Raw genomic sequence first — 22934 nt, 5'->3', positions numbered from 1 at the left:
CGCGGCACGTCCGCCGGCAACATCGCCATGCGCTCGGCGGTCGTGCTGATGTCCTTCGCCATTACGGCAACCTCCGGCCCACGATCGACTCGATCTGCGCCTTGGTGCGCAGATAGGTGAAGCGGGCCTGCACTTCGTTGACCTGCGCCTGCGTGAGCTGTTCCTGGATCTGCATCATCTCGACGATCGTCATCACGCCGAGCCGGTAGCGCTGCTCCGCCACCCGCACGTTCTCTTCCGAGGCCTGCACGGAGGCCTTGGCGACCTCGATCGCTTCCTGCGCATTGGCCAAGGACGCGAAATTCTGCGTCAACTGCGCGGAGATCTGCCGGCGCTGGTCGGCCAATGTCGCTTCGGCGTTGTCGACCGCGATCGACTGATTCTCGATCTGCGTCTCGCGCTGATAGTTGGTCCACGGCGTGATGCTGAAACCGACCAACAGCTGCCGGCGGGCCTCAAGCGTGTAATCGTTGGTCTTGCTGGCGTTGTAGTTGTTCGACGCCGAGACGTTGAGGGTCGGGAAATACGCCGCCTTCTGCTGCCCAAGCTGCGCCTTCGCCGCACGGAGACTGGCATCCGAGCTGCGGAGCGCCGGTGCCTGTTGCATCGCCTCAACGCGGAGGGACGTGGTGTCGAGCGCCGCCGGTGTCCGATAGAATGCCGAATCCGAGATGGCGGCGACGCGCGACTCACTGCCCACCAGACGGCCGAGGTTCGCCTCGGCATTCGCCAAGTTGGCCTGGGCCGTCAGGCGGTTCTGTCGGGCCTGGCCGAGCGTCACCAGGGCGGTCAACGAGTCGGTACGCTGGCCCGATCCGGACCGAAGCCGAGCAGTTGCCACCTTGAGCTGTTCCTCGGCGCGCGCCACAGCCGCCGCGCTCACCTGCAGCAGCTCCTTGTTGGCCAGGGCGTCGAAGAAGGCGTTGGTCACCGCCAGTGCCGCCGAGAAGCGCGACGTGGTGTAGTTGGCGTCGGCGGCGTCCTCGCGGGCGCGGGCGGCGCGGAGCGAGTGGTTCCGCGCGAAGCCGTCGAACAAAGGCAGCGACGCCGAGACGTTCATGCCGTAGCTCGGGTTGGTCGTGTTGCCGCTGACGACCGCGCCGGTGATCGGGTCGACGCGCGACTGCCCCGAGTTCATCTGCAGGTTGGCCTGCGGCTGCAGCGTGATCTGCGGCACGAACGCCCACTTGGCCTGACGCACCGCCAGTTCGGCGCTGCGCACCGAGCCGCGACCCGAGACGACGCCCGGCGTCACCTCTTCGGTGCGGCGGAGCGCCTCGGCCAGCGTGATCGCCGCGGGGGCCTGCTGGGCCGAGAGCGGGGCGGTGGCCGAAGCCGTCAACAAAAGCGCCGCAGTCGCGGCGCGGAAGAGATGTTCAGCGCGTGCCACGGGGTGATCCTCCTCGTCCAGTCGGTGCATTCGGTCCGTCAGTGGTGCCCGGATAACAGGGTCCTGCAGGGCGGAACGGTCGCGGGCCAGAGCTGCGCATTGCACGGCGGCTGGAATCGTCCACAGCGATCATCGAGTCGTACCTCGCACGTTGGTCGGGCGTCAGGAGTGCCCGGATGCCGGAGCGTGATTGATCGCGACGGGCTTCGATCTCCGGACGGATCCCCTCATAGAGGGAGTCCATCATCGGGCGATTCCGTTCCTGATAGGAGGCGAGCACCGAATCGATGCCGACGACCCGTCGGCAATAGATCGCGTTGATGCTGTCCGCCACCACCGCGTCAACCGTGATGTTGAGCTCCCGGGCCAGCCACTCCGTGTGCTTCCCGCCACCGTCGCGACCACCATTGCCGCGTCCGCCGGGACCACGCATCCCCCGGAAGACGAAGTCGGCCTTGCCTTCGCGCACCGCCACGGTCAACGCGGTGCCGCCCACGATGATCCCGACCACGAGGGCCGTGACCAGCAGGGTGACCGCGCGGGTGCGCGAGGTGGTCAACGATCCCCCGACGTCATCGCGACCAGCAGGATGTCGGCGCCAGGCCGCTTGCCGTCCAGGAGCTCACTGGCAACCGATGCTTCGACCGTGGTATTGGTTGCAGGGCGGCTCCAGCCCCAGCCCGCCAGGACCGTGGCCAGCGAGGCGGCCACGAGACCCTGCCAGAACCAGCCGGCCAGCTCGTCTTCCCAGGCGCGCCCCTGTTGGCCGATCCGTGCGCGCACCCGGGCGACGAACGCCTCGTGATGCATCGGCTCCAACGCAGCACGGACCGCCGAGCCAAGCTCGTCGTCCCGCGTCGCCGAAAACGGACTGATGTCACTCATCCCACTCCTCCTTCACCGAGCCGAGCACCTTTCTGAGCGCCCGACGTCCATGGAACACATCCGACTTCACTGTCCCTTCGGGAATCCCCAACATCGCCGCGATTTCGGCCTGCGGATACCCTTCTGCATCGAACAAGACTACTGCCAATCGTTGCCGCTCGGGGAGGGTGGCCAGCGCGGCGTTCAGCCGTTCGCCCAGATCCATCGCTCCCACTTCCCTCGCCGGGTCGTCCCGAGAGGCGGCCGACACATGGTCGAGCATCTCGGTCGTTCGAACCCGGCGCCGCCGCCGGAGGTCCCGGGCGGCGTTCACCACGATCTGCATCAGCCAGGGCCGGAAGGCCCGACGGGGGTCGTACCGCGCGATCGCCTGCCAGGCGGAGAGAAACCCTTCCTGAGCCGCGTCGTCGGCGTCTTCCCGGTCCTCGAGGATGGTGTAGGCCACCCGTCGAGCCATCGGTGCGTGCCGGTCCACGAGGGCCCCGAAGGCCTCGGCATCTCCCTTGGCGGCACGCGCGGCGAGCGCGGCTTCATCCACGCCCGTCATACGCTTCCCCGCTGGGGGAGGTTGATCATCCCCGCTCCCGATGGCTGAGGGCCCGGGTTGCGAGCGCGGCCCCTGCCAATCCCGAGAGGATCGCGGCCGCCACCGCCATCGTCGCCGGGAAGAGCACGAAAGCGACGGCCAGCAGCAACAGGACCAGGGCGAGGGGGCCGAAGACGGCCGCCCGCGCCCCCTGGGCCAGCCCCCCGGCGATCACCGCAGCCACCCGGACCCGCTCCCAACCGCTCCGGGCGTGGGCAGGCACCTCCCCGGCGGGGGCCGCGAGGTCAAGCTTGCCAGGGACCACCCGACCGAAGAGGGCTGGGAGGCGGCGCGGCCGGAGGAGGACCTCGCGAGCCATGGTCAGGTCCAACCGAAACTGCTGTTCCATCGCTTCGCCAATAGCCTCATCGTCGATAAAGATATCGAGTTCCCAATTCGCCAACAGCGAAGACGCATTCAAGTTGCTGGAGCCCACCCGGGTCCAGTGCCGATCGGCGACGATCGTCTTGGCATGAAGCATCGGGCCGGTCCACTCCCAGATCCTGACCCCAGCCCGCAATAACGGACGATAGCCCACCCGCGCGAGGTTTCTGATCGTCGGCAGGTCGCTCGATCCGGGGAGGAGCAACCGGACGTCGGCCCCGTCCCGCGCGGCGTCCTGGAACGCCTGATACATCCGCTGGGGCGCCGCAAGATAGGCCTCGGTGACCCAGATCCGCTCCCCGGAGACCCCCAACATCAGGTCGATCGTCCGGTAGGCCCGTTCCCGACCCGGCTCCGTCGCCACGACCCGAACGGCGGTGTCACCAGCCTCCTCGACGTCGGGCGGGAGCTCGTTGGTGTCATCCGGGGGGGCTCCCCCGGCGAAGGTCCACGCCCGAATGAAGGCCCCCTCGAGGGCACGGACGGCCGGGCCGACGATCGCCACCGCCGTGTCCCGCCAGGGGCGCCGCGACTTGGCCACATCGCCGACCCACTCATCTCCGATGCAGAGGCCGCCCGTGACCGCCGCCGCGCCATCCACGACCAACAGCTTCCGGTGGTCTCGGGCAAAGAAGAGCAGCGGATCGCGGAGACGCGGCGGTCCGAACGCCCGCACGTCGACGCCGGCCTCGCGGAGGGCACGCCAGAAGCGCCGCGACGTGCCGAACGACCCAGCCCAGTCATAGAGTACCCGCACCGTCACGCCGGCCCGCGCCTTCGCCATCAGGGCATCAGCAAAGCCCTGACCCACCTCGTCATCGTGGATGATGTAGTTCTCGAGATGAATCCGTCGGGTGGCCGCGGCGATCTGCGCGTGCATGGCGGCGTAGGTGTCGGGACCATCGACCAGGATGGTGACCGCGTTGCCGGGGATGACCTGAATGCCGGCCGCGCGATCCAGCGCGCGCACGAGCCCACCGCTTCCCGCGCGGAGGCGCACGGGCGAGGGGGTCATGCGATGCCCAGACCGAGGGCCTGTTCGTGCGGGCGAAGGGCGACGAGCAGGTCGCGGATCAGTGCGTCGAGCGGCACGCCCAGCTCCTCGGCGCCGACCCGGACATCGTCGCGCGAGACGCCGCGTGCGAAGCCCTTGTCCTTGAGCTTCTTGAGCACCGAGGGCGCCTCGAGATCGGCCAGCGACTTCGACGGCCGCACCAGCGCACAGGCCACCAGGAAGCCGGCGAGTTCGTCGACGGCGAAGAGCACCTTGGCCAGCGAGGTCACGCGGGGCACGCCGGTGAAGGCCGCGTGGCCGAGGATCGCCTCGCACCCCTCATCGGGGAAGCCAAGCGCGCGGAGGTGACGGACGCCCTCCGATGGGTGCTCCGCGTCGGCGGCCTGATCGGCGTTGGGAAAGCGTTCGTAGTCGAAGTCGTGCAGCAGGCCGACGACGCCCCACCACGCCGGATCACCGTCGTAGCGGGGCGCCAGATGCTGCATGCAGAGCTCCACGGCATGCATGTGCGCCCGAAGTGCGGGCGACGCCGTCCATTCGGTCATGAGCTGCCAGGCGCGCTCGCGGGGCCACGCCGTGGCGGTCATCAGTGCACCATCCCGCCCTGGGGCGCGGCGGCGGAGGCGAGAAACGGCACGCGCGCCGCCTCGTCGCCGTCGAGGAAGACGACAAAGGCGTATTCACCCGGCACCGACAGCGGCACGTCGAAGACCAGCACCAGCGGCGCGTCCAGATCCATGACGCCGGCCGGCGGCTCGTTCACTTCCATCATCCCGTTCTGCTCGAACAGGGAGTCGCCATTGGGATCGACCAATCGCACGGTGACTTGATGCTGGCCGACCTCCGTGCGCCGCCCGCGCACATGCACCACCAGGTGCGCGCGCGGGTGGACGCCAGGAAACTGCCCGACCATCAGGTGCCGCCAGATCCCCAGGATGGAGAGCTTGCCGTACTGATCGACCAGGGCATAGTCGGCGAGGGCTGCGAGTTCGACGTGCAGGGTCAGCTCACCCGGATCGAGGTGATGACATCGCCCTGCTTGATCGCATTGACCACGTCCATCCCCTCGGTCACCTGCCCGAAGACGGTGTGGATGCCATCGAGGTGCGGCTGCGGCGAGTGCGCGATGAAGAACTGCGAGCCACCCGTATCCTTGCCGGCATGCGCCATCGAGAGCGAGCCGGCCGCGTGCTTGTGCGGGTTGCCCTTGGTCTCGCACTTGATGGTCCAGCCCGGGCCACCGGTGCCGACGCGCGGGTTGTTCGGATCCTTCGAGAGCGGATCGCCACCCTGAATCACGAAGTTGTTGATGACGCGGTGGAACCGCACGCCATCATAGAACTCGCTGTTGGCAAGCTTCTCGAAATTCTCGACCGTCCCCGGCGCGGCCTCTGGATAGAGCTCGGCCGTGATGGTGCCGCGGGCGGTGACGAGAGTGGCAGTCTTGGACATCGTGGAGATCCTCAAAAGGTGAAGCGTCAAATATAGGATGATGGATGATGGATGATAGATGATGAATATGCCGATCAATCATCCATGATCCATCATCCATCATCCATCATCCTGCCGGCTCGGACACAGGTCATTCAGCACGCACTCCCCACACTTGGGTCGATTCGCAATGCACACCCGCCGCCCGTGCCAGATCAGCAGGTGCGAGACCAGCGCCCAGTCGTCCCGAGGGATGAGCGGCATCAGCTCCTGTTCCAACTTGACCGCATCGGTGGCCCGGGAGAGGCCCAGCAGGCGGCAGAGACGGAGGACATGGGTGTCCACCGTGATCCCCTCGCTGAGGCCGAAGGCGTTGCCGAGGACGACGTTCGCCGTCTTCCGGCCGACACCGGGGAGCGGCCGCAGCTCGGCCATGGTCCGGGGCACCTCGCCGTCGAACTCGGCCACCAATCCCTGGGCCATCCCGATGAGCGACTTCGCCTTGTTGCGGAAGAAGCCGGTGGAGCGGATCAGCTCCTCGACGTCTTCCTGCTTCGCGGCGGCGAGCGCGTGCGCATCGGGGTAGCGGGCAAAGAGCGCCGGCGTGACCAGGTTGACCCGCACGTCGGTGCACTGCGCCGAGAGGATCGTGGCGGCGAGCAGCTCGAAGGCGTTGCGGTAGTCGAGTTCGCAGTGCGCGTCGGGATACTCGGCCTTGAGCCGCGCGAGCAGTTCCAGTACGCGGCTCGCCTTGGCGGCCCTGGTCTCCCGCGCCATCAGGGGCGACGAGCGCGCGCGAAGCGGAGGAAGCCGTCGGCGTCGCGACAGTTGAGGATGTCGTCCCGGCCGAGGCCGCCCTTCCGTGCCACACCGACGCCCCAGCGCACGTTGGCGAGTCCCGCCACCGTGTGCGCATCGCTCCCGATGGTGATCATCACGCCGGCGGCACGCGCCGCGCGCAGCACGCGCCAGTCGAGATCGAGCCGGTGCGGATCGGCGTTGATCTCGATCGCCACCTGATTGGCCGCGGCCACCTCGAAGATGCGATCAAGGTCGATCGGGTACGCCTCGCGCGCGAGCAGCAGCCGCCCCGTGGGGTGGCCGAGGATCGCGAGATACGGCGAGGTCAGGGCGCGACAGATCCGCTCGGTCATCTCCTCGCGCGTGAGCGTGAAGCGGGAGTGCACCGAGCCGATGATGAAGTCGAAGCCGGCGAGGATGTCGTCGGGATAGTCGAGCGCCCCATCGGCGAGGATGTCGCTCTCGATCCCCTTGAGGACACGGATCCCCGGCATCGCCGCGTTGACCGCATCGATCTCGTCCCACTGCCGACGCAGGTCATCCGGCTGCATCCCGCCGGCGTACGCCGCGGCGCGCGAGTGGTCGGTGATGCCGCAGTAGGCGTAGCCCTCAGCCAGGCAGGCCGCCGCGATCTCCGCCACCGTGTTGCTGCCATCGGAGTAGACGGTGTGGCAGTGCAGGAAGCCGCGGAGGTCGCTGCGCTCAAGCAGCCGGGGCACCGGTGCCGTCAGCTCGGTGCCGGCCTCGCGGAGTTCGGGCGGAATCCAGGGCAGGCCGAGCGCGTGATAGAGCGACTCCTCGCTCGGCGTCGGGACGAAGCGACTGCCCTGCCAGAGCGCGGTGCCGGCGAGCGTGAAGCCGCGCGACGTTGCATGGGCCGCGAGGGCGGCGAGGTGTTCCGCGCTGCCGGTGGCCTGCACGAGGACGGCGCCGAGATTCTGCGGCGGGGTCACGATGACCTGCACCGCGGTGCCGGCCGCGAGCCGCAGCGTGGCACGACGCTCGTCCTGCCCGGCGATTTCGCGGGCACCCGGCAGGGCGCTCAACGCACGGAAGATCTCCTCCGGCGGGACGTCGGCGACCAGCACCACGACGAGCTCGCGCACCGTTTCCATCCGGCGGCGGACTTCGCCGGCGATGTGCACCGCCACGACGTGCGGCACGCGGCTCAGCGCCTCGGCGAGCCCTTCGGCCTCGTCGTGTGCATGGTGGATCAGCCGCGACTGACTTGCCTGCCGCAGGAAGGCGATCCCCTTGGCGACATTCTGCGCGGTCCGTTCGCCGAACCGTGGCAGCGCCGCGAGGCGACCATCGCCCGCGGCAATTTCCAACTCGGCCAGCGTGTTGATGCCCAGCGTCTGGTGGATGGCGCGCACCTTGGAAACGCCGAGGCCAGAGAGCTGCAGCATCTCGACCAGCCCGGGCGGAACCTCGCGCCGCAACTCCTCGAGCAGCTCGGCACGCCCGGTCTGCACCAGTTCGGTAATGGTCTGCAGGATGGCAGGGCCGATGCCCTTCGCGTCGGCAAGCGAGCCGTCGGCGATGGCGTCTTCGAGTGGTGCGGCGAAGCCCTCCACCGTCTTGGCGGCGGCGGTGAAGGCGCGCACGCGGAAGGTGTTCTCGCCCTTCAGTTCGAGGTAGTCCGCGATCTGGTCGAGCGCGCGCGCGACTGCCGTCCGATCCATCACCGCCATCTCAGCGCTCCTCTCCGATCCGGGCCGCGCGCCACCCGAGCAGCATCAACTCCTCAGGGGCCGCGACCGAATGCAATCCTGCGGTATCGCCGCCGGGCATCGTCGGCGCAAACAGCGCGACGCCATCCTCGCGGGCCATCGGCCCAGGGGCATCACCTTGCACCACGACCACCGCCAGCCCGGGACGTTCGGGATGCACGCCGAAGCACGCCACCATCCGGAGCCCGTCGCCATCGGGGAGCACAAACCAGCCGTCGAGCGGCTCGTGCGGCTCGCCATCGGACAACTGGGCCCAGACCAGCCGCGGGGCGATCTGAATGTACTGCGTGGTCTGCGGCGGCGTGCCGATCGCCATCGTCGGCGCGCAGAGGCGCTCCGTCGTGGCCTGGTCGACGTGCCGCGTCACGCATCCGGCCGCCCAGTAGCAGTAGGCCGCGTGCGTGAAGGCGACGAAGTCATCCATCGCCTCGCCGACGCCCTCGTCCGGCCGCATCCCGTGCAACAGGTCCACCACCGCCTCGGCCAGCAGGAAGTGGTCAAGATCCGGCGCATCGCCCACGGCGTCGCGCACCGCGGGAAAGTGCTCCGCCGCGAGCCCGCCGAAGACGAGGGTGAACGGATGCGGACGGTCGCTCATGCGCGCGGCAGGAACGGGTCGAGCGCGGCGAGGAACTCCGCGGGTGCCTCGACATACGGCACGTGCCCGCAGTCGTGCAGCACGATGCAGGGCGCGCGCAGGGCGGCCGCGGTCGCCTCGGCGGTCGCGAGCGGGATGGGATCGTCGTCACCGTGCACGACGATCGCCTTCACGTCGAGCTCGCGGAGCGCGGGGCGGAGGTCGAAGTCTTCGCCGAGGGAGTTCCAGACTTCCTGCTGCGTCCGACCCGTGAGGCGGAACGGCGTCAACTCGCCGACGCGCGACGGATCGTGGAAATAGCCGGCGACGGCGAGTTCAAAGAGGCGTTGATTGTAGGCCGGAATGTCGTGCGCGCGGAGCCCGCTCTCCTGCAGCGCCTTGCGCTCGGCGAGGAGCGCGGGCGTGGCATTGCGGGCGGCGAGTGCCGCCTCGTAGACAGCGCGCTCCTGCTTGGCGGCCGGCGCCGGTGACACCAGCGCGAGCGAGGCGACGCGCGTTGGATGCGTCACCGCGTAGAGCATGGCCAACAGCGCGCCCCACGAGTAGCCGAGGAGATCCAGCTGCTCGAGCCCCCAGACATCGCGCAGTGCCTCGAGATCGGCGACCTGCTCGCGCCACCCGACGGCAACATCGCGCGCCACCGGCGAGCGGCCACCGCCGCGCTGGTCGTAGTAGACCAGCGTGCGGTGGGTTGCGAGGGCATCCATGCCGGGGAGGAGATAGTCGTGATGCGCACCGGGGCCGCCGTGCAGCACGACGACCTCGGGTCCTTCGCCGATGCGCCGCTCGAAGAGCGAGACGCCGCGCACGTGGCGCGTGATGGTGCGTTCCGTCACAGCAGGACGGCGAGCGCCTCCGCCACCTGCCGCACGGCGCGCTCCTCCTCGGGGGTGAATGGATCGAGGACATCGGAGTCGACGTCGATCTGGCCGAGGATCTGGGTACCGCGGCGGATCAACACGACCAGTTCCGAGCGCGTGAAGAGATTGCAGGCGATGTAGTTCTCGCGGCCCTGCACGTCGCCGACATTCTGGTCCTGCCCCGTGGCAACGGCGGTGCCGCAGACGCCCTTGCCGACCGGGATGCGGTCGTGCTCGGTGTCGCGCCCACTGTAGGCCTCGAGCACCAGCTCGTTGCCGTGCAGCATGTAGAGGTACACCGAGGTGTACGGCGCGCCCGCCCCCTGGATCAGCTCCGCGGCGAGGGTCAGCATCTCCTGCCGCGGGGCCGCGTGGTTGAACGCCGAGCGCAGTCGCGTGACGACGCGATCGGCATCGAGCACCGGCTGACTCACGAACCGGGCCGCACGCCGAGAATCACCGCCACCGACTTCTCGGCGCCTTCGCGCTGGAAGACGACGGTGATGGTGTCGCCCGGCTTGTGGGCGCGGAGGACCTCGGTCATCGACTGCAGGTCGATGGTCGGCTTGCCGGCCATCTTGAGCAGCGTGTCCCCGGCCTTGAGCCCGGCCTTTTCGGCGGGCGATCCGGCGGTGACGCCGTTCAGGAAGATCCCGGTCGTGGAGTTGTCCATGTCGGGGATCGAGCCGAACCAGGCGCCGTAGCCGGTGGTCGGCATGGCGGGCGCCGGGGCGGGCTTCTTCGGGTCGACCGTCTGCTGGGCGACCAGCGGGGAGGCAGCAAGCACAAGGACAAGAAGCGCGGTCAGGATGCGCATTGGGCGTTCCAGGTTAGGGTACCCCTAGATTCTAGTGGCTCCACTCCCCCCAGACCACGCCGGGTGCCGTGTCACCACGCCTCTTCGCCCTGATCCCCGCCGCCGTCGCCATCAACCTGGTCATCGGGCGGATCGTGAACGAGCTCTCGCTCCCGGTCTACCTCGATACCCTCGGGACGATGCTGGTCGCGGTCCTGGCTGGCCTCCCCGGCGGACTACTGGTGGGAACGATTTCCCAACTGCTCTCGGGGATGCTCTCCGGGTACCAGTGGATGGCGTTCACCCCGCTCCAGTGGCTGGTCGCCGTGCTGGCCGTGGCGGCGGCGCGGAGCGGCGGTTTCCGAGGGTCGTGGCGGACGGGCCTCTGGGGTGTCGGGACCGGACTGGCCTGCGGCGCGGCCTCCTCGGTGATCTCCTACCTGCTGTTTCGAGGTGTCACGGCCGGCGGGGTGACGGCGGTCAGCACCCTGCTCCGCTCGCTGGGGGCGCCGCTCTCGGTGGCGGTCACCGCCGCCTCCCTTTCGACGGATGTCCTCGACAAGACGGCCGCCTTCCTCGTCGTCGGCGCCCTGTTGCGCGCCCTGCCGCGGCGGATTCTCGGCCGCTTCCCGCTCGGCGCCAAGGCGGTCGGCCGATGAGCGGAGGCCTCGCCGCGCGGGCGCACCCCTTCACCGCCGGGAGTGTGTCGCTGGCGATGGTGCTGCTGGCGGTGCTGGTTCCGGCACCAAATGGCCCGCCGCTGCTCTACGCCGCCGTCTGCCTCGTCGCGCTCCTGACCGGCGTCGGGCGCGCCGTGCGGCACGGAATGCTGCTTGCCGCGCCGCTTTGGGTCCTCCTCTTCCTGATGCATGGCGTGCTGGGCGAGGGGCCGCGGATTGCCGCCCCGTGGGGCGGGACCCTCTCCGCGACCGGCATGGCATGGGCCGTCGAGCAGGGGAGCCGACTCGCCGCGATCGTCACCGCGTCGCTCGCCTTTGCCCGCGCCTTCGACCCGCACCGCTTTCTGCAGGCGGCGATTGCACGGCGCTGGCCCTTCAGCGTGGCGTTCCTGGTCGTCGCCACGCTCGACGCCATGAGTCGCTTCGGCGAACAGGCGACCCGGCTGCGTGAAGCGCAACGGACGCGCGGCCTCAAGGTGCGCGGATCGATCGCGACGCGCGCGCGCGCCATCCCCGCCCTGGTGTTCCCGTTGTTGCTGGCGTCGCTGACCGAGGCCGACGAGCAGGCGCTCGCGCTCGAGACCCGCGGACTCACCGCGCCGGGACGCCGCACGGCGCTGGATCCACCCGCTGACGGGGCCCTCGATCGGCTGGTCCGCTGGAGCGCACTCGCGGTGGTGCTGGTGACGCTCTGGTGGCGCGTGATGCGATGAGCACGCTCTCGACGCGGGCACTGCGCATTCGCTATCCGGCGCAATCACACTGGGCGCTCGACGGCGTGACGCTCGACGTCGCGCCCGGCGCGGTGACCTGGCTCACCGGCGCGCTCGGCAGTGGCACCAGCACGCTCCTGCTGGCGATGGCCGGGCTCGCGCCGCGTCTCACCGGTGGCGAACGCCGCGGCGAGGTGTTGCTCGACGGTCGGGACGTCGCAACGCTCGCCCCGCTCCCGCACGGCATCGCGTATCTCGGTCCGACTCCCGCCTTGCAGTTGAGCGGGATCGCCGCAACGGTGCGCGACGAGATCGCCGTGGGGCCGATGAATCTCGGCTGGCCGGTGGAGCAGATTCGCGCCGCCGCAGACGACGCGATGCAGCGGCTTGGCATCGGGCATCTCGCCGATCGGGCGCCTCGTGCGCTCTCCGGTGGCGAACAGCAGCGCGTGCTGCTCGCGGCGCTCGCTGCAACGTCACCCACGCTCTGGCTGCTCGACGAGCCATTCTCCGCCCTCGACGCGACCAGCCGTGCCCACGTGCAGCGGTGGCTGCGCGGGCTGACGCGGGGCGGTGCCACCGTGGTGATCGCCTGCGACGAAGCCGACACGATCGTCGAGATCGCCGATCGCTTGGTGGTGCTGCAACACGGCACCGTGGCACTCGACGGTGCGCCGGCGCCGTTACTCGCGGGCGATGCGATCCTCGCCACCGGTGCGGCGACGACCGAGGCAGCCGCCCTGGCGGCCGCGGCGCAGATGCCGGCCCCGCGCCCGATCCTCGCTGCGCCGTTGCTGGGTGCCGTTGGCCTCGCGGCACGGACCGGGGTCGTCGAGATGATCGCGGCGCCGCTCGCGGCCGGCACACCATTGCTCGAATGCCGCGATGTGCAGTTCGCCTATCGCGATGGCCCCGCGGTGCTTCGCGGCGTCTCGGTCTCGGTGCACGCCGGCGAGGCGGTCGGGGTGTTCGGCGCGAACGGCGCCGGCAAGTCGACGCTGTTGCGGCTGGCGATGGCACTCGACCACCCGACCTCCGGCACCGTGACGGTGCGCGGCCTCGAGACGCGCGGCCGCCACCCGGAAGAGCTGGCCCCCGCTGTGGGATTCCTCTTTCAGCAACCGGAACGACAACTCTTCTCGGCGTCGGTGCGGGCCGAGTGCGCGGTCGGACCCCGGCTCGCGGGGTGGAGCAGCGCACGCGTTCACGAGGCCGTCGCTGCGGTGCTCGCCGAGCTCGGGCTCGACGACGTGATCGACGAACACCCCTATGACCTGCCCGTGCCACGGCGTCGCCTGGTGGCACTGGCCGCGGTGTTGGCGACCGACCCGGAACTCCTGCTGCTCGACGAGCCGACCGCCGCGCTGGACGGGGCGTCCCGCAGCCGAGTCGCGGGCGTCGTCCGAGCGCGAGTGGCGCGCGGGCGGGCGGTGGTGGCAATCACGCACGACGCCTCCTTCGCCCACGAGGCACTCGACCGGGCCCTCTGGTTGCGCGATGGGCAGATCGTTCGCGACGGGGCGACCCGGAGTATCCTCACCGCCGGTGGGCATGACCTTCCCGCCACACTGGTCGCCGCCCTCGCCCTCGACCTTCCGCCCGGGGCGGATCGTCAGCTGGCGGTCGCGGCCGCGCTTTCGCGCCGCCAAACGCGCTAGATTCCACCAATGCCCGTGCCACTCATCGCCCTGCTCGCCTCGTCGTTGCATGAGGCGAGTGCCTCCGGAAAGGATCCGGCCAGCTACGCGCGCGCGGTGTCGTTGCTGGCGCGCGCCGTCGGGGGCTCGGCGGTCGCCATCGCGGTCAATGACGATGGTCTCCTGGTCAATGGCATCCCGGTTCCCTCGAATGCGCCGGGCGTCCCCCAGGTCGTCGAGGCGCTGGCCAAACTCCGCCTGGGTGGCCTGAGCATTCCACCCCAGGTGGAGTCATCGCGGTGGCGGGATCTCGTCGAACTGCTCGTCGGGGCGCCCGTCCAATACCCCGACCCGGCCTCGTTCGTCGCCGCACTGCTCGCCATTGTCCCGGGCGCCAGTGTGCAACCGATGTCTGCCGCCCGCGCGCCGGGCGGTGTCGCGGGCGTCGCCCCGCGCCTGATACCGACCGATGAGTGGGGTGGTGGCGAGATGCTCACCCTCGGGACCACCGATGTCGAGCGCGCGGGGATGTCGACACGCCTCGACCCGATCCTCGAACGTGGTCGGGCGGCAGCGGATGACAACGACGAGGCAACGCTGGCCGAGGTATTGCTCGAATTGTCGAACCTTGACGTCTCGGCCGTCGATGCCGTGAGCGTGCGTGCGGAGCGGCGTCGACTGGCCCCGCCCCGCGTGCTCGAGGCGATGGCGCGTCGACTCACCGAGCCGACGTCCCCTGGCGTGATTGCCAAGGCGCTGACGACCTTCGGGGCCGAAGCCGCGGACGCCATTGTCGAAGTGATGCGCGACGCCCATCACCGCGCCGCCCGACGTACCTACATCGCCGCACTGGCGGAGATGCCGGACGCCGAGGGAACCATCCTGGCGGCACTGACGGGCAGCGACCCGCAGGTGGTGTCGGACGTGGCCGAAGCAGCAGGCCGTCGGATGATGGTCACGGCGGTGCCGACGCTCGCGCGATTGCTGAGACACCACGAGGAAATGGTGCGCACCGCCGCCTGGCGGGCCCTCGAACACATCGACACCCCGGATGCCCGGCGCGCCTTGGCCTGACGCGCGCTCCGGCTAGCGCGGGATGAGGTCGGTGGCGTGCTCGAGTCGACGCGCCGTGGCGGCCAACAGCGCTGCGGCATGTTCGATGTCGCTCAACGCCGCCAATTCGTTGGGTGAGTGCATGTACCGCAGCGGCACCGACACCAGGGCCGTCGCCACGCCGCCGCGCGCGGTGAAGATGGCATCGGCATCGGTGCCGGTGTACCTCGCCGCGCCCTGCACCGTGAATGGAATTCCTTCTGCCGTCGCCGTCTCCACCAAGAGGTCGAAGAGCACCGGATTCACCGCGGCGCCACGCGAGAGGACCGGGCCACCGCCGAGCTTCACTTCGCCATGGCGCTTCTTTTCGATCCCTGGCGAGTCGGTCGCGTGCGTGACATCGACCACGATGGCGGCATGGGCCGCCAACGAGGTGGCCGAGGTGCGCGCCCCACCGCCGCTGTAGGCGATCTCCTCCTGGGTGGTCGCTACGGCGGTCACGGACAGGGCGGGACGATCGGCGGCGAGTCGGCGCAGCGCCTCGAGGACGACGAACGCTCCGATGCGATTGTCGAGCGAGCGGGAGACGATCCGACCGTTCGGCAGATGCGTGACGGTCGAGCCGAGCACCCCGGCATCGCCGATCGCGACGAGCGCCAGCGCCTCGGCCCGCGACGTGGCGCCGATGTCGATCCAGAGGTCGTGCGGCTTCGACAGCTTGTCGCGGTCGACCTGATCCATGAGGTGGATCGCCTGCTTGCCGATCACCCCGGGAACGGCGCCGTTGCGGCCCAGCAGGACGACGCGCTGCCCGACGAAGACCTGCGGATCCCAGCCCCCGATCGGCTCGAAGTAACAGAAGCCGTGCTCGTCCACGTGGACGAGCATCACGCCGATCTCGTCGATGTGCCCGGCAAACATCACCCGAAGCGCCCCGGAGGGCCCGCTCGCCGGGTGCACCGTGGCGAACGAGTTGCCGCCGACATCGGCGTGAACGTCATCGGCGAAGGCGGCGGCCTCGCGCCAGAGGCGGGCCGGGGCCCGCTCGAAGCCGGAGGGGCCGGGGGCGTCGAGGAGGCGGGAGAGGAGGTCGATGGAAGATTGGTTCATGCGGGGATAATAGATGGTGAACGGTGAACGGTGAACGGTGACGGCCGGGGCGAGGGGTGAAACGTGAAACGGGGCCTTACCCCATGGCCCCCACCCCCGTTCACCGTTCACCGTTCACCGTTTACGTTTGCTCCCCATGCCCACCCGCTTCCGAACCACCCTCGCCTCCATCTGGACCTGGACCCTCCTGGCCATGGCGCTGGTGGTGACCCTGCCGTGCGTGCTGCTCTACCGGGCGGTGGCGTGGCCGTGGGATCGCTGGAACTACCGGGGTGGCCGCTGGTTCCGGAACATCGGGCCGTTCGTGGCGTTCATCACGCCGCGCTGGCGCTTCGAGACCCGGGGCGTGATGCCGGCCGATCCGCGGCACCCGTATGTGGTGGTGTCGAACCACGAGTCGTTCGCCGACATGCTGCTGCTCACCCACCTGCCGTGGGAGATGAAGTGGCTCAGCAAGGTCGAGATCTTCCGGATCCCGTTCCTCGGCTGGCTGCTCTGGGCGGCGATGGACATCGGGGTGAAGCGGGGGCGCGGCACCAGCGCGAAGGACGCGATGAACGAGTGCAAGCGCCGGCTGAAGGACCATGTCTCGGTGATGATCTTCCCCGAGGGGACGCGCTCACCGGAGGAGGCGATGCTGCCGTTCAAGGACGGCGCGTTCCGGCTGGCGGTCGAGGCCGGCGTCCCGATCCTCCCGTTGGCGCTCTACGGCACGCGCCACGCGATCGCCAAGCACGATTGGCGCATCGGGACGACCCACGCGATTGTCGAGGTGTTGGCGGCCGAGCCGACCGCAGGGCTGACAATGGCGGATGTGCCGGCGCTGCGGGAGCGGGTGCGGGAGCGGATCCTGACGGCGCGGAACCGGCTCCGGGACGAACTGGCACGGGAGCCGCAGCCGCAGTAGGCTAGCCGCGTCGGGCGATCCGCACCGCGCGCAACCCGGGGAGCACCACGGCGAGGGTCGCGAGCAGCCAGACGCCAAGCATCGGCCAGCGCCAACTCGGCCGCTGGTCGATGTGCCCCACATACAAGACGATCAGCGCCACCGCATCCACCGCGATGACGCCGATCACCATCCGAAGCACAGCGGCGCGGATCTGCGCCACCCGATCCTCACTCATCGCTGTGCGAAGACCGTCGCCTTCCCCTTCGCATCGAAGGTGTAGACGGTGTAACGCTGTGGCGGCCCCTGCTCCATCCCAGGCGACCCGATCGGCATCCCGGGGACCGCGATGCCCTTCACACCCGCCGGCTTGGTCGCGATCAACTGCTTGATCAGCTCGGCCGGGACGTGTCCCTCCACGACATAGCCGTTGATGAAGGCGGTGTGGCACGACTCCAGCGCCGGCGTCACGCCGTTCGCCCGCTTCAGCGCCGTGAATTCCTCACGCGCCTCGACGGTGACGGTGAAGCCCTTGGTCTTCAGGTAGTCCACCCACGCCGTGCAGCAGCCGCAGGACGGCGACTTCACCACGCGGATTGCCAGCGGTGCCGGAGCCGGAGCGCGAGTGGCCGCCGCGACGGATGCGGCGCCGGCGAGGAGAAGGAGGGTGGGGAGGAGGGAGCGGAGGCGCATGGGAGTGCTCGGTTGGAGACGAAAGTCGTTAGTCGTTAGTCGTTGGTCGTTGGTCGTTAGTCACACCCGAATCATGAACCACGGGTAGCGACCTCCGATCACGCAACTAACGACTAACGACTAATGACTAACGCCTAAAGATCAATCCCTGACCAGAATCAGGAACTTCCCGCCGTCCCAGAACTCCGGCGACGAGATGTGCAGGTCACCCTTCACCTTGCCGTTCGACATCACGGTCGAGGCGAGGAAGGAGGCGCTCTGCCGCGTCACGATGCGGTATTCCTTGTTCGGCTCCGGCACCGTGAGGATGGTGTCGCGACGGCGATCGAGCCGCTGGAAGAGCTCCGGCTTGAGGTCGCGGGCCGGCTGCAGCGTCTTGCTCCCGAAGACCAGGAACTTGCTCCCCTCGGTCACGAGAATGCCGCGCTTGAGCAGCTCCTCCTTGGTACCGACGGCATAGTACACGACGTTGCTCTCGTCGATCACGCGGACGAGGGTGTCCTGCACCGCGGTCTTCTCGGTGGTCAGCTGCACCGTCTTCTGGTTCAGCGTGTCGACCTGCGACGTCAGCGTCGCGATCTGGACCTTCTGTTCCGAGATCATCGCCTCCTGCTCCTGCGCGGCGACGCGGAGGTCATTGATCGACTTCTGGAAGGTATCGAGCTGGGCAACGAGCTTGGTCCGCTCGGCCGACAGCCCGCCGATCCGCTTCTTCTGGGCCGCGATCTGCTGCTCGGCGGCGTCGAGGCGGGCGATCACCTCGCGCACCTTGCCGAGGAGGACCGCGCGCTCTTCGGCGCGGCCGGCGAGCGGCCGATCCCCGCCGGCGACCGGCGAGACGCCCAGCGCCTTGACGCGGGCGAGATCGGTGTTGATCTCGGTGACCATCTGCGTGGCCGCGAGCACATCCGCGACGAGCGAGTCCTTCTGTTCGGTGACCCGTTGCTGTTCGAGCACGAGCTGGTCGTAGGACTTCTTGCTGACACAGCCGCTCAGGGCAACGACGGCCGCAAGGGCCAGACCGATCTTCCGCATGGCAACATCCTCTGTAAGGTGAACGACGGGGGGGACGCCCCGCGGGCGGAACGATGCACAGACGAGCGCTGGCGGGCCAGCCCCCCGGGGGGGCAGATTGCGGAGTTGCCTCTTTCCCGGACCCGCCATGCGCCGTGCCCTGAGCCTGCTGCTCGCCCTCCTCGTCACCCTCCCGGGAGCCACCCCGGCTCAGGGGCGGGCGCCCAGAACGGCGACCTTCCTGCATTTCAACGACGTCTACGAGATCGGTGCCATCGATGGCGGGCAGATCGGCGGTCTGGCCCGAGTGGCGACCCTCGCCAAGCAGCTGCGCCGGACCCTGCCCGGGGTGGTGACCACCCTCGGTGGTGACTTCCTCTCTCCGTCGGCCCTCGGCCTGGCAGAGATCGGGGGGGAGCGACTGGCCGGCCGCCAGATGGTATCGGTCCTGAACGCCGTCGGCGTGAGCTGGGCCACCTTGGGCAATCACGAATTCGACCTGCGGGAGGCGGAGTTCCGGGCCCGGATGGCGGAAGCCCGCTTCCCCGTGGTGATCGCCAACGTCGTCGACAGCAGCGGGAAGCGCTTTCCCAACACGGTGGCCAGCACGGTGCTGCGGGTGCGCACCCCGGGTGGGAGCCTTCGGGTGGGACTCTTCGCGGTCATGCTGCGTGACAACGCTCCGGCCTGGACGCGCTTCGAGGAGCCGCTGACCGCCGCCACCCGGGAGGTTGCCGCCCTCGCCGACAGCAACGTCGACGTCATCATTGCGCTGACGCACCAGACGCTCGCGGCCGACCAGCAACTGGCGGAACGGTTGCCCGAGATCGCGCTGATCATTGGCGGCCATGAGCACGAGAACTACCTGATCCGCCGCGGCGCGCACTTCACGCCGATCGTGAAGGCGGATGCCAATGTCCGTAGCGTTGCGTTGGTCCGGCTGACGGTGGCGGGCCGCGGTGCCCGGCCGGTGGTCGATGTGCGCTTCGTGCCGATCGATTCGTCCCTGCGCGAAGATCCGGCCGTCGCGCGGGAGGTGGGCACCTGGGTCGCCCGTGGCGACTCGGCCTACCGCGCGGCCGGGATGGAGCCGCGGGCCACGGTCACGACGCTGACGGAGGCACTGGATGGCCGCGAGGCCACGGTGCGGGTACGGCCGGGTCGGCTCACGACGGTGATCGCCGAGGCGTTGCGCGCCGAAGTGCCCGGGGCGGAGGTCGGCCTGATGAACGGCGGCTCGATCCGCATCGACGATGTCCTGGCTCCGGGTCCGGTGACCCAGTACGACGTGATCCGCATCCTCCCCTTCGGGGGCCGTGTCAGCGGCACGACGATGACCGGTGCGCTGCTCGCGCAGGTGCTGGAGCAGGGCGAGGCCAATCGCGGCACCGGTGGCTATCTCCATCCCGTGGGTGTCACGCGCGACGGTGACCGCTGGCTGGTCGGCGGCGCACCACTCGACCCGACGAGGCGCTACACCGTGGCCACCACCGATTTCCTGCTCACCGGCAAGGAGAAAGGCCTCGGCTACCTCGCCCCGGGCAACGCCGGGCTCGGACCGATCACCACGTACCGCGACATCCGCCAAGCCGTGATCGATCGGCTGCGTGCGGTGTACGGCGCTCCATGAGACTCCTTCCCCTCATCCCCCGGACGACGATGCGACCGACTGCCGCTGCCCTGCTCACCATCGGACTGACCCTCACCGCCTGCGCGCCCGCCGCGCCGCGCACCCCGCCGGGGATGATGCCGACGCCCTCCGCCACACCAGAGCGGATCGTGGCACCCTCCGTCCCGACGCTCGACGGCATGCCGGCGGCGGTCCGCGTCGGCTTCACGGTGCAGGTCTCGGGGATGGTGCCGGTCGATTCGGCCGGCCGCCTCGTCGGCACCGACCTGAATGGTCAGGTCCGCCAGGCACTTGGGAACTTCGTCACCGTCGTGCGCGCCGCGCGCGGCGTCCCCGGCGACGTGGTCCGCCTGACCGTCTACCTCCGTGATCCCTCGACCGAGGCCGTCGAGACCGTGCGCACCGCCATCCTCGACGTGCTCGGGAAGGACGCGCCACCGGCCCTCACCGTGGTCGGCGTGAGTGCCCTGCCCGAAGCGGCGATGCGGGTGATGATCGAGGGGACGGCACAGCTGAGGAGTGAGTTTCCGGATCGGAGCAGGATGGGTCCGGGGTCATGAATCTGGCCATCGATCATCGATGATCGATCATCGATGATCGATAACCAGTCGCTACAAATCAGCTCAGTTGCCCGGCGCCTGCCACAACTCCACCCGATTCCCTTCCGGGTCATCGAGCCAGGCGAAGTCGCCGTCGATGGTTTCCTGCCGTTCGGCGAGGGTGACGCCGAGTTCGCCGAGCTGTTCGGTGAGGGCGTCGAGGTCGTTCACGTACCAGGTGATCTCGACCTGGCGCCGGTCGTGTGCGAGCGGGTGCTTTGCCTGATGAATCGAGAAGGAGAGGCCGCCGAAGTCACACCACCACTCGTGGCTGCCGGGTTCGCGGGTGAAGAAGAGGCCGAGGTGGCGCTCGTACCAGTGCGCGAGGGAATCCGCATTGTCGGCAAAGAGGACGATGCCCCCGATTCCGACGACCTTCTGTCGCTCCATCTGCGATCTCCAAGAAAGGAAGAAACGAGCGTGAGCTGCGGTGCCGCTACCAACCCCGGCTGTTGCACAGGGCGATGATCTGCGCAGTATGGTGCTGGCCATGCCAGGCATAGAGCGCCAGGGTGTGGCCCAGGGTGAAGGTCTTGTTGTACTCGGGGTGCACAAAGGTGCGGTGCAACGCCGCGTCGTCAAGGGTGGACAGCAGCATCCCCCAGCGAACGTGGAGTCCTTCGAGCATCTCCAGCGACGGCGCCACCGTGAGGTGCGTCGAGTCGGGGAGCTTGGCGAACGCCTCCTGCGAATAGGGGCGAATGACCGGATTCTCCTCGGTCAGCGCCAACTTGAAGCGCAGGTAGGCATTGAGGTGCGAGTCGGCCAGATGGTGGACGATCTGGCGCACCGTCCAGCCCCCGTCGCGATACGGGGTGTCGAGCGCGGCATCGTCGAGAGTCGAGACGGTGGCGCGGAGCGCGCGCGGCAGTTCGGCGATCGCGCCGCGCCACATCGCCACGAGATGGTCGTCCCACCCGGTGGGCGCGACGAAGGGTCCGATGGGATAACGTGGGTCACTCATGGCGACATTTCTCTCCAGACCAGTGGTCGTCGAAGGCAATCAGGGTGATGCCGCGCCAGCCGGCGGCGTGCATTGCCGCCCAGCCGTGGTCGCGGGTGAGCGTCGTGGCGCGGCCGGAGGACTGCTTCGGATACGCCACCCAGAGCGTGCCACCAGCCACGAGCGCCTTGAGCGCCGTCGGGAGTCGGCGGACGAGTGCCTCGGCCGTGAGGGCGTAGAGGACCACCACGTCGGCATTTGCCGTTGCCGCGCGACTGAGGCGTTCGACACCGGCGGGCAACGTGGCGAAGGTCGCGCGCGCCGCTGTGTCGGCATCGAGCACCAGCAGCCGCTGCCCGGCGCGGAGCCCCATCTTGGCGACGGTCGGCCGGGTGGAATTGGTGGCAACGCGCGCTGGCTGGTCGCTGCGGAGCATGTCGAGGGTCTTCGCCAGCCGCCGCGCCCGCGTCTCCGGCTTCTTGGCGGTGAGCAGCGCCTCGATGTGTTCCCGTTGATGGGTATAGGCGAGCGCGCTGAACACCTTGCGCAGCGCCGGTTCTGCTCGGAGCGCCGCTCGCAGGTCGGGCGGCTCGGCCAGCGGCGGGCGGGGCGACGTCATGCGCGTGGCTCGCAACCAGACATCGAGCGCATCCCCATCAGAGCGTGATCTGAATGCCGGAGGTGAAGAGGCGGTCCGTCGAGAGGAAGCCCGGCTGCGGCAGGCCGTCGTAGCGGATCACGTAGCTCAGCTTGACGCCGACCTCCTTGGTGATCGGCGCCACCACGGTGCTCTCGGTGTTGATGCGCAGGTCTTCCCGGTCACGAAAGTTCGGCAGCAGCTCGACCGATTGTGCGAATGACGCCTTGGCGCCGAGCCTGTGGGTGTACGACGTCGCCGCACGCCCACCGAGGAAGTCCTGGTTCGGCCGGGTGACCGGATCGACCGAGCGCTGCGCGGTGACCGATACGCCGCCCTCAAGCAACCAGCGGTGGCGTGGGTCGGCGTGCAGCAGTGCCGTGAGCCCGGTGTTGGTCGCGACCCGCGAGGCCAGGCCCGCGAAGACGTTTCGTTCGTAGTTCACCTGGGCATAGAGCCCGAAGGTGGCCTGCAGGGAATAGTCCGAGCGCACCTGCGCCCGATAGAGCGAAGTGACCGTCTTCCCCTTGCTGCGACCGTGGACCAGCGAGAACTGCTGCGAGATGGTGACCACGCCGAACTTGGCGCTGACCCGGTCGCCGAGGTTCAAGGTCTGGACCGACGAATTGCCCGCGGTGCTGACGTAGCCGAGATCGCCGGTGAACTTGATCACGCTGGGGGGCTTCGGCGCAGGCGCCGGCGCCACTGCGGGGGGCACCGCGCCCGTCGGCGGCGGTGTGGTGCCCGCCTGCGCCACCAGCCCTGCGGGAAGCAGGGCGAGCAGGAGGGCGCAGCGGGCGACATGCAGCATAGGTGGCTCCGGCGGGCACGACGCGACAGGACGACGCCCGCCACCAGCC

Annotated in this window: 29 protein-coding genes; 7 read left to right on the top strand and 22 right to left on the bottom strand. The window is 69.2% G+C overall.

Annotated features, from left to right (window positions below):
- Positions 1-61: 61 nt before the first annotated feature.
- From IPP98_04425 to IPP98_04360, 14 genes are all read right to left on the bottom strand, one after another.
- A complete protein-coding gene (locus IPP98_04425) occupies positions 62-1390 on the bottom strand; it encodes a TolC family protein (GenBank protein ID MBL0178360.1) in 1329 nt (442 codons plus the stop codon).
- Positions 1377-1949 carry a hypothetical protein gene (locus tag IPP98_04420; GenBank protein ID MBL0178359.1) on the bottom strand — a complete coding sequence of 191 codons (573 nt, stop codon included), beginning with the start codon at positions 1947-1949 and terminating at the stop codon, positions 1377-1379. The genes IPP98_04425 and IPP98_04420 overlap by 14 nt, the downstream gene beginning before the upstream one ends.
- The gene (locus tag IPP98_04415) at positions 1946-2275 is read right to left on the bottom strand and encodes a hypothetical protein (GenBank protein MBL0178358.1); all 330 of its coding nucleotides are present in this window, start codon (positions 2273-2275) and stop codon (positions 1946-1948) included. Before IPP98_04415 ends, IPP98_04420 begins: the two co-directional genes overlap by 4 nt.
- Positions 2268-2822 carry a sigma-70 family RNA polymerase sigma factor gene (locus tag IPP98_04410; protein MBL0178357.1) on the bottom strand — a complete coding sequence of 185 codons (555 nt, stop codon included), beginning with the start codon at positions 2820-2822 and terminating at the stop codon, positions 2268-2270. The genes IPP98_04415 and IPP98_04410 overlap by 8 nt, the downstream gene beginning before the upstream one ends.
- A gap of 25 nt (positions 2823-2847) precedes the next feature.
- Positions 2848-4260: a cardiolipin synthase B gene (locus IPP98_04405; protein ID MBL0178356.1), complete on the bottom strand. Its 1413-nt coding sequence runs from the start codon at positions 4258-4260 to the stop codon at positions 2848-2850.
- Positions 4257-4847, bottom strand: coding sequence for an HAD family hydrolase (locus tag IPP98_04400; protein ID MBL0178355.1), 591 nt, complete (start codon positions 4845-4847; stop codon positions 4257-4259). Before IPP98_04400 ends, IPP98_04405 begins: the two co-directional genes overlap by 4 nt.
- A complete protein-coding gene (locus tag IPP98_04395; protein ID MBL0178354.1) occupies positions 4847-5173 on the bottom strand; it encodes a hypothetical protein in 327 nt (108 codons plus the stop codon). Before IPP98_04395 ends, IPP98_04400 begins: the two co-directional genes overlap by 1 nt.
- A gap of 89 nt (positions 5174-5262) precedes the next feature.
- On the bottom strand, positions 5263-5712 hold the full coding sequence (locus IPP98_04390) for a peptidylprolyl isomerase (GenBank protein ID MBL0178353.1): 450 nt from the start codon (positions 5710-5712) through the stop codon (positions 5263-5265).
- A 99-nt stretch (positions 5713-5811) separates the two neighbouring features.
- Positions 5812-6468: an endonuclease III gene (gene nth / locus IPP98_04385; protein MBL0178352.1), complete on the bottom strand. Its 657-nt coding sequence runs from the start codon at positions 6466-6468 to the stop codon at positions 5812-5814.
- Positions 6468-8186 (bottom strand): DNA polymerase/3'-5' exonuclease PolX, encoded by a 1719-nt coding sequence (gene polX / locus IPP98_04380; protein MBL0178351.1) that lies wholly within the window; start codon positions 8184-8186, stop codon positions 6468-6470. Before polX ends, nth begins: the two co-directional genes overlap by 1 nt.
- Position 8187: 1 nt before the next feature.
- Positions 8188-8823 carry a hypothetical protein gene (locus tag IPP98_04375; protein ID MBL0178350.1) on the bottom strand — a complete coding sequence of 212 codons (636 nt, stop codon included), beginning with the start codon at positions 8821-8823 and terminating at the stop codon, positions 8188-8190.
- Positions 8820-9659, bottom strand: a complete 840-nt coding sequence (locus IPP98_04370; GenBank protein ID MBL0178349.1) for an alpha/beta hydrolase — start codon at positions 9657-9659, stop codon at positions 8820-8822. Before IPP98_04370 ends, IPP98_04375 begins: the two co-directional genes overlap by 4 nt.
- Positions 9656-10117, bottom strand: a complete 462-nt coding sequence (locus IPP98_04365) for a GAF domain-containing protein (GenBank protein MBL0178348.1) — start codon at positions 10115-10117, stop codon at positions 9656-9658. Before IPP98_04365 ends, IPP98_04370 begins: the two co-directional genes overlap by 4 nt.
- A complete protein-coding gene (locus IPP98_04360) occupies positions 10114-10500 on the bottom strand; it encodes a PDZ domain-containing protein (protein ID MBL0178347.1) in 387 nt (128 codons plus the stop codon). Before IPP98_04360 ends, IPP98_04365 begins: the two co-directional genes overlap by 4 nt.
- Before the next feature lie 68 nt (positions 10501-10568).
- Here IPP98_04360 and IPP98_04355 point away from each other — a divergent pair, with 68 nt between their 5' ends.
- Genes IPP98_04355 through IPP98_04340 form a run of 4 tightly spaced genes read left to right on the top strand, consistent with a single transcriptional unit; the run spans position 10569 to position 14583 of the window.
- Positions 10569-11138 carry a hypothetical protein gene (locus IPP98_04355; protein ID MBL0178346.1) on the top strand — a complete coding sequence of 190 codons (570 nt, stop codon included), beginning with the start codon at positions 10569-10571 and terminating at the stop codon, positions 11136-11138.
- Positions 11135-11872: an energy-coupling factor transporter transmembrane protein EcfT gene (locus IPP98_04350; protein ID MBL0178345.1), complete on the top strand. Its 738-nt coding sequence runs from the start codon at positions 11135-11137 to the stop codon at positions 11870-11872. Before IPP98_04355 ends, IPP98_04350 begins: the two co-directional genes overlap by 4 nt.
- Positions 11869-13530, top strand: a complete 1662-nt coding sequence (locus IPP98_04345) for an ATP-binding cassette domain-containing protein (protein MBL0178344.1) — start codon at positions 11869-11871, stop codon at positions 13528-13530. Before IPP98_04350 ends, IPP98_04345 begins: the two co-directional genes overlap by 4 nt.
- Before the next feature lie 9 nt (positions 13531-13539).
- Positions 13540-14583 carry a HEAT repeat domain-containing protein gene (locus IPP98_04340; GenBank protein ID MBL0178343.1) on the top strand — a complete coding sequence of 348 codons (1044 nt, stop codon included), beginning with the start codon at positions 13540-13542 and terminating at the stop codon, positions 14581-14583.
- 12 nt (positions 14584-14595) lie between these two features.
- On the opposite strand, the gene IPP98_04335 is transcribed toward IPP98_04340, so the two are convergent.
- Positions 14596-15672, bottom strand: coding sequence for a M20/M25/M40 family metallo-hydrolase (locus IPP98_04335; protein MBL0178342.1), 1077 nt, complete (start codon positions 15670-15672; stop codon positions 14596-14598).
- Positions 15673-15808: 136 nt separating this feature from the next.
- Between IPP98_04335 and IPP98_04330 the strand changes: the two genes are divergently transcribed.
- A complete protein-coding gene (locus IPP98_04330) occupies positions 15809-16579 on the top strand; it encodes a 1-acyl-sn-glycerol-3-phosphate acyltransferase (protein ID MBL0178341.1) in 771 nt (256 codons plus the stop codon).
- A 1-nt stretch (position 16580) separates the two neighbouring features.
- Here IPP98_04330 and IPP98_04325 read toward each other — a convergent pair whose 3' ends face one another.
- From IPP98_04325 to IPP98_04315, 3 genes are all read right to left on the bottom strand, one after another.
- Positions 16581-16796: a hypothetical protein gene (locus IPP98_04325; GenBank protein MBL0178340.1), complete on the bottom strand. Its 216-nt coding sequence runs from the start codon at positions 16794-16796 to the stop codon at positions 16581-16583.
- Positions 16793-17251 carry a DUF411 domain-containing protein gene (locus tag IPP98_04320; protein ID MBL0178339.1) on the bottom strand — a complete coding sequence of 153 codons (459 nt, stop codon included), beginning with the start codon at positions 17249-17251 and terminating at the stop codon, positions 16793-16795. Before IPP98_04320 ends, IPP98_04325 begins: the two co-directional genes overlap by 4 nt.
- A 141-nt stretch (positions 17252-17392) precedes the next feature.
- Entirely contained in the window at positions 17393-18286 is an 894-nt protein-coding gene (locus tag IPP98_04315) for a hypothetical protein (protein MBL0178338.1), read from the bottom strand.
- Positions 18287-18413: 127 nt separating this feature from the next.
- Between IPP98_04315 and IPP98_04310 the strand changes: the two genes are divergently transcribed.
- Together IPP98_04310 and IPP98_04305 are read left to right on the top strand one after the other, a co-directional pair.
- Positions 18414-19895, top strand: coding sequence for a bifunctional metallophosphatase/5'-nucleotidase (locus tag IPP98_04310; GenBank protein MBL0178337.1), 1482 nt, complete (start codon positions 18414-18416; stop codon positions 19893-19895).
- Positions 19892-20455 carry a RidA family protein gene (locus tag IPP98_04305; protein MBL0178336.1) on the top strand — a complete coding sequence of 188 codons (564 nt, stop codon included), beginning with the start codon at positions 19892-19894 and terminating at the stop codon, positions 20453-20455. Before IPP98_04310 ends, IPP98_04305 begins: the two co-directional genes overlap by 4 nt.
- 63 nt (positions 20456-20518) lie before the next feature.
- Here the strand turns inward: IPP98_04305 and IPP98_04300 are convergent, their stop codons facing one another.
- From IPP98_04300 to IPP98_04285, 4 genes are read right to left on the bottom strand one after another with little or no spacing between them, the layout of a single operon-like run.
- Positions 20519-20884 carry a hypothetical protein gene (locus IPP98_04300; protein ID MBL0178335.1) on the bottom strand — a complete coding sequence of 122 codons (366 nt, stop codon included), beginning with the start codon at positions 20882-20884 and terminating at the stop codon, positions 20519-20521.
- 46 nt (positions 20885-20930) lie between these two features.
- Positions 20931-21458, bottom strand: a complete 528-nt coding sequence (locus IPP98_04295; GenBank protein MBL0178334.1) for a putative metal-dependent hydrolase — start codon at positions 21456-21458, stop codon at positions 20931-20933.
- Positions 21451-22056: a YdeI/OmpD-associated family protein gene (locus IPP98_04290; protein ID MBL0178333.1), complete on the bottom strand. Its 606-nt coding sequence runs from the start codon at positions 22054-22056 to the stop codon at positions 21451-21453. Before IPP98_04290 ends, IPP98_04295 begins: the two co-directional genes overlap by 8 nt.
- Before the next feature lie 37 nt (positions 22057-22093).
- A complete protein-coding gene (locus IPP98_04285; protein ID MBL0178332.1) occupies positions 22094-22885 on the bottom strand; it encodes a DUF481 domain-containing protein in 792 nt (263 codons plus the stop codon).
- Positions 22886-22934: the final 49 nt, after the last annotated feature.

It is taken from the genome of Gemmatimonadota bacterium (genome assembly GCA_016720805.1).
Taxonomy (GTDB): domain Bacteria; phylum Gemmatimonadota; class Gemmatimonadetes; order Gemmatimonadales; family GWC2-71-9; genus Palsa-1233.
Note: the sequence above shows the minus strand (reverse complement) of the source record. Positions and strands in the feature narration are given on the sequence as shown.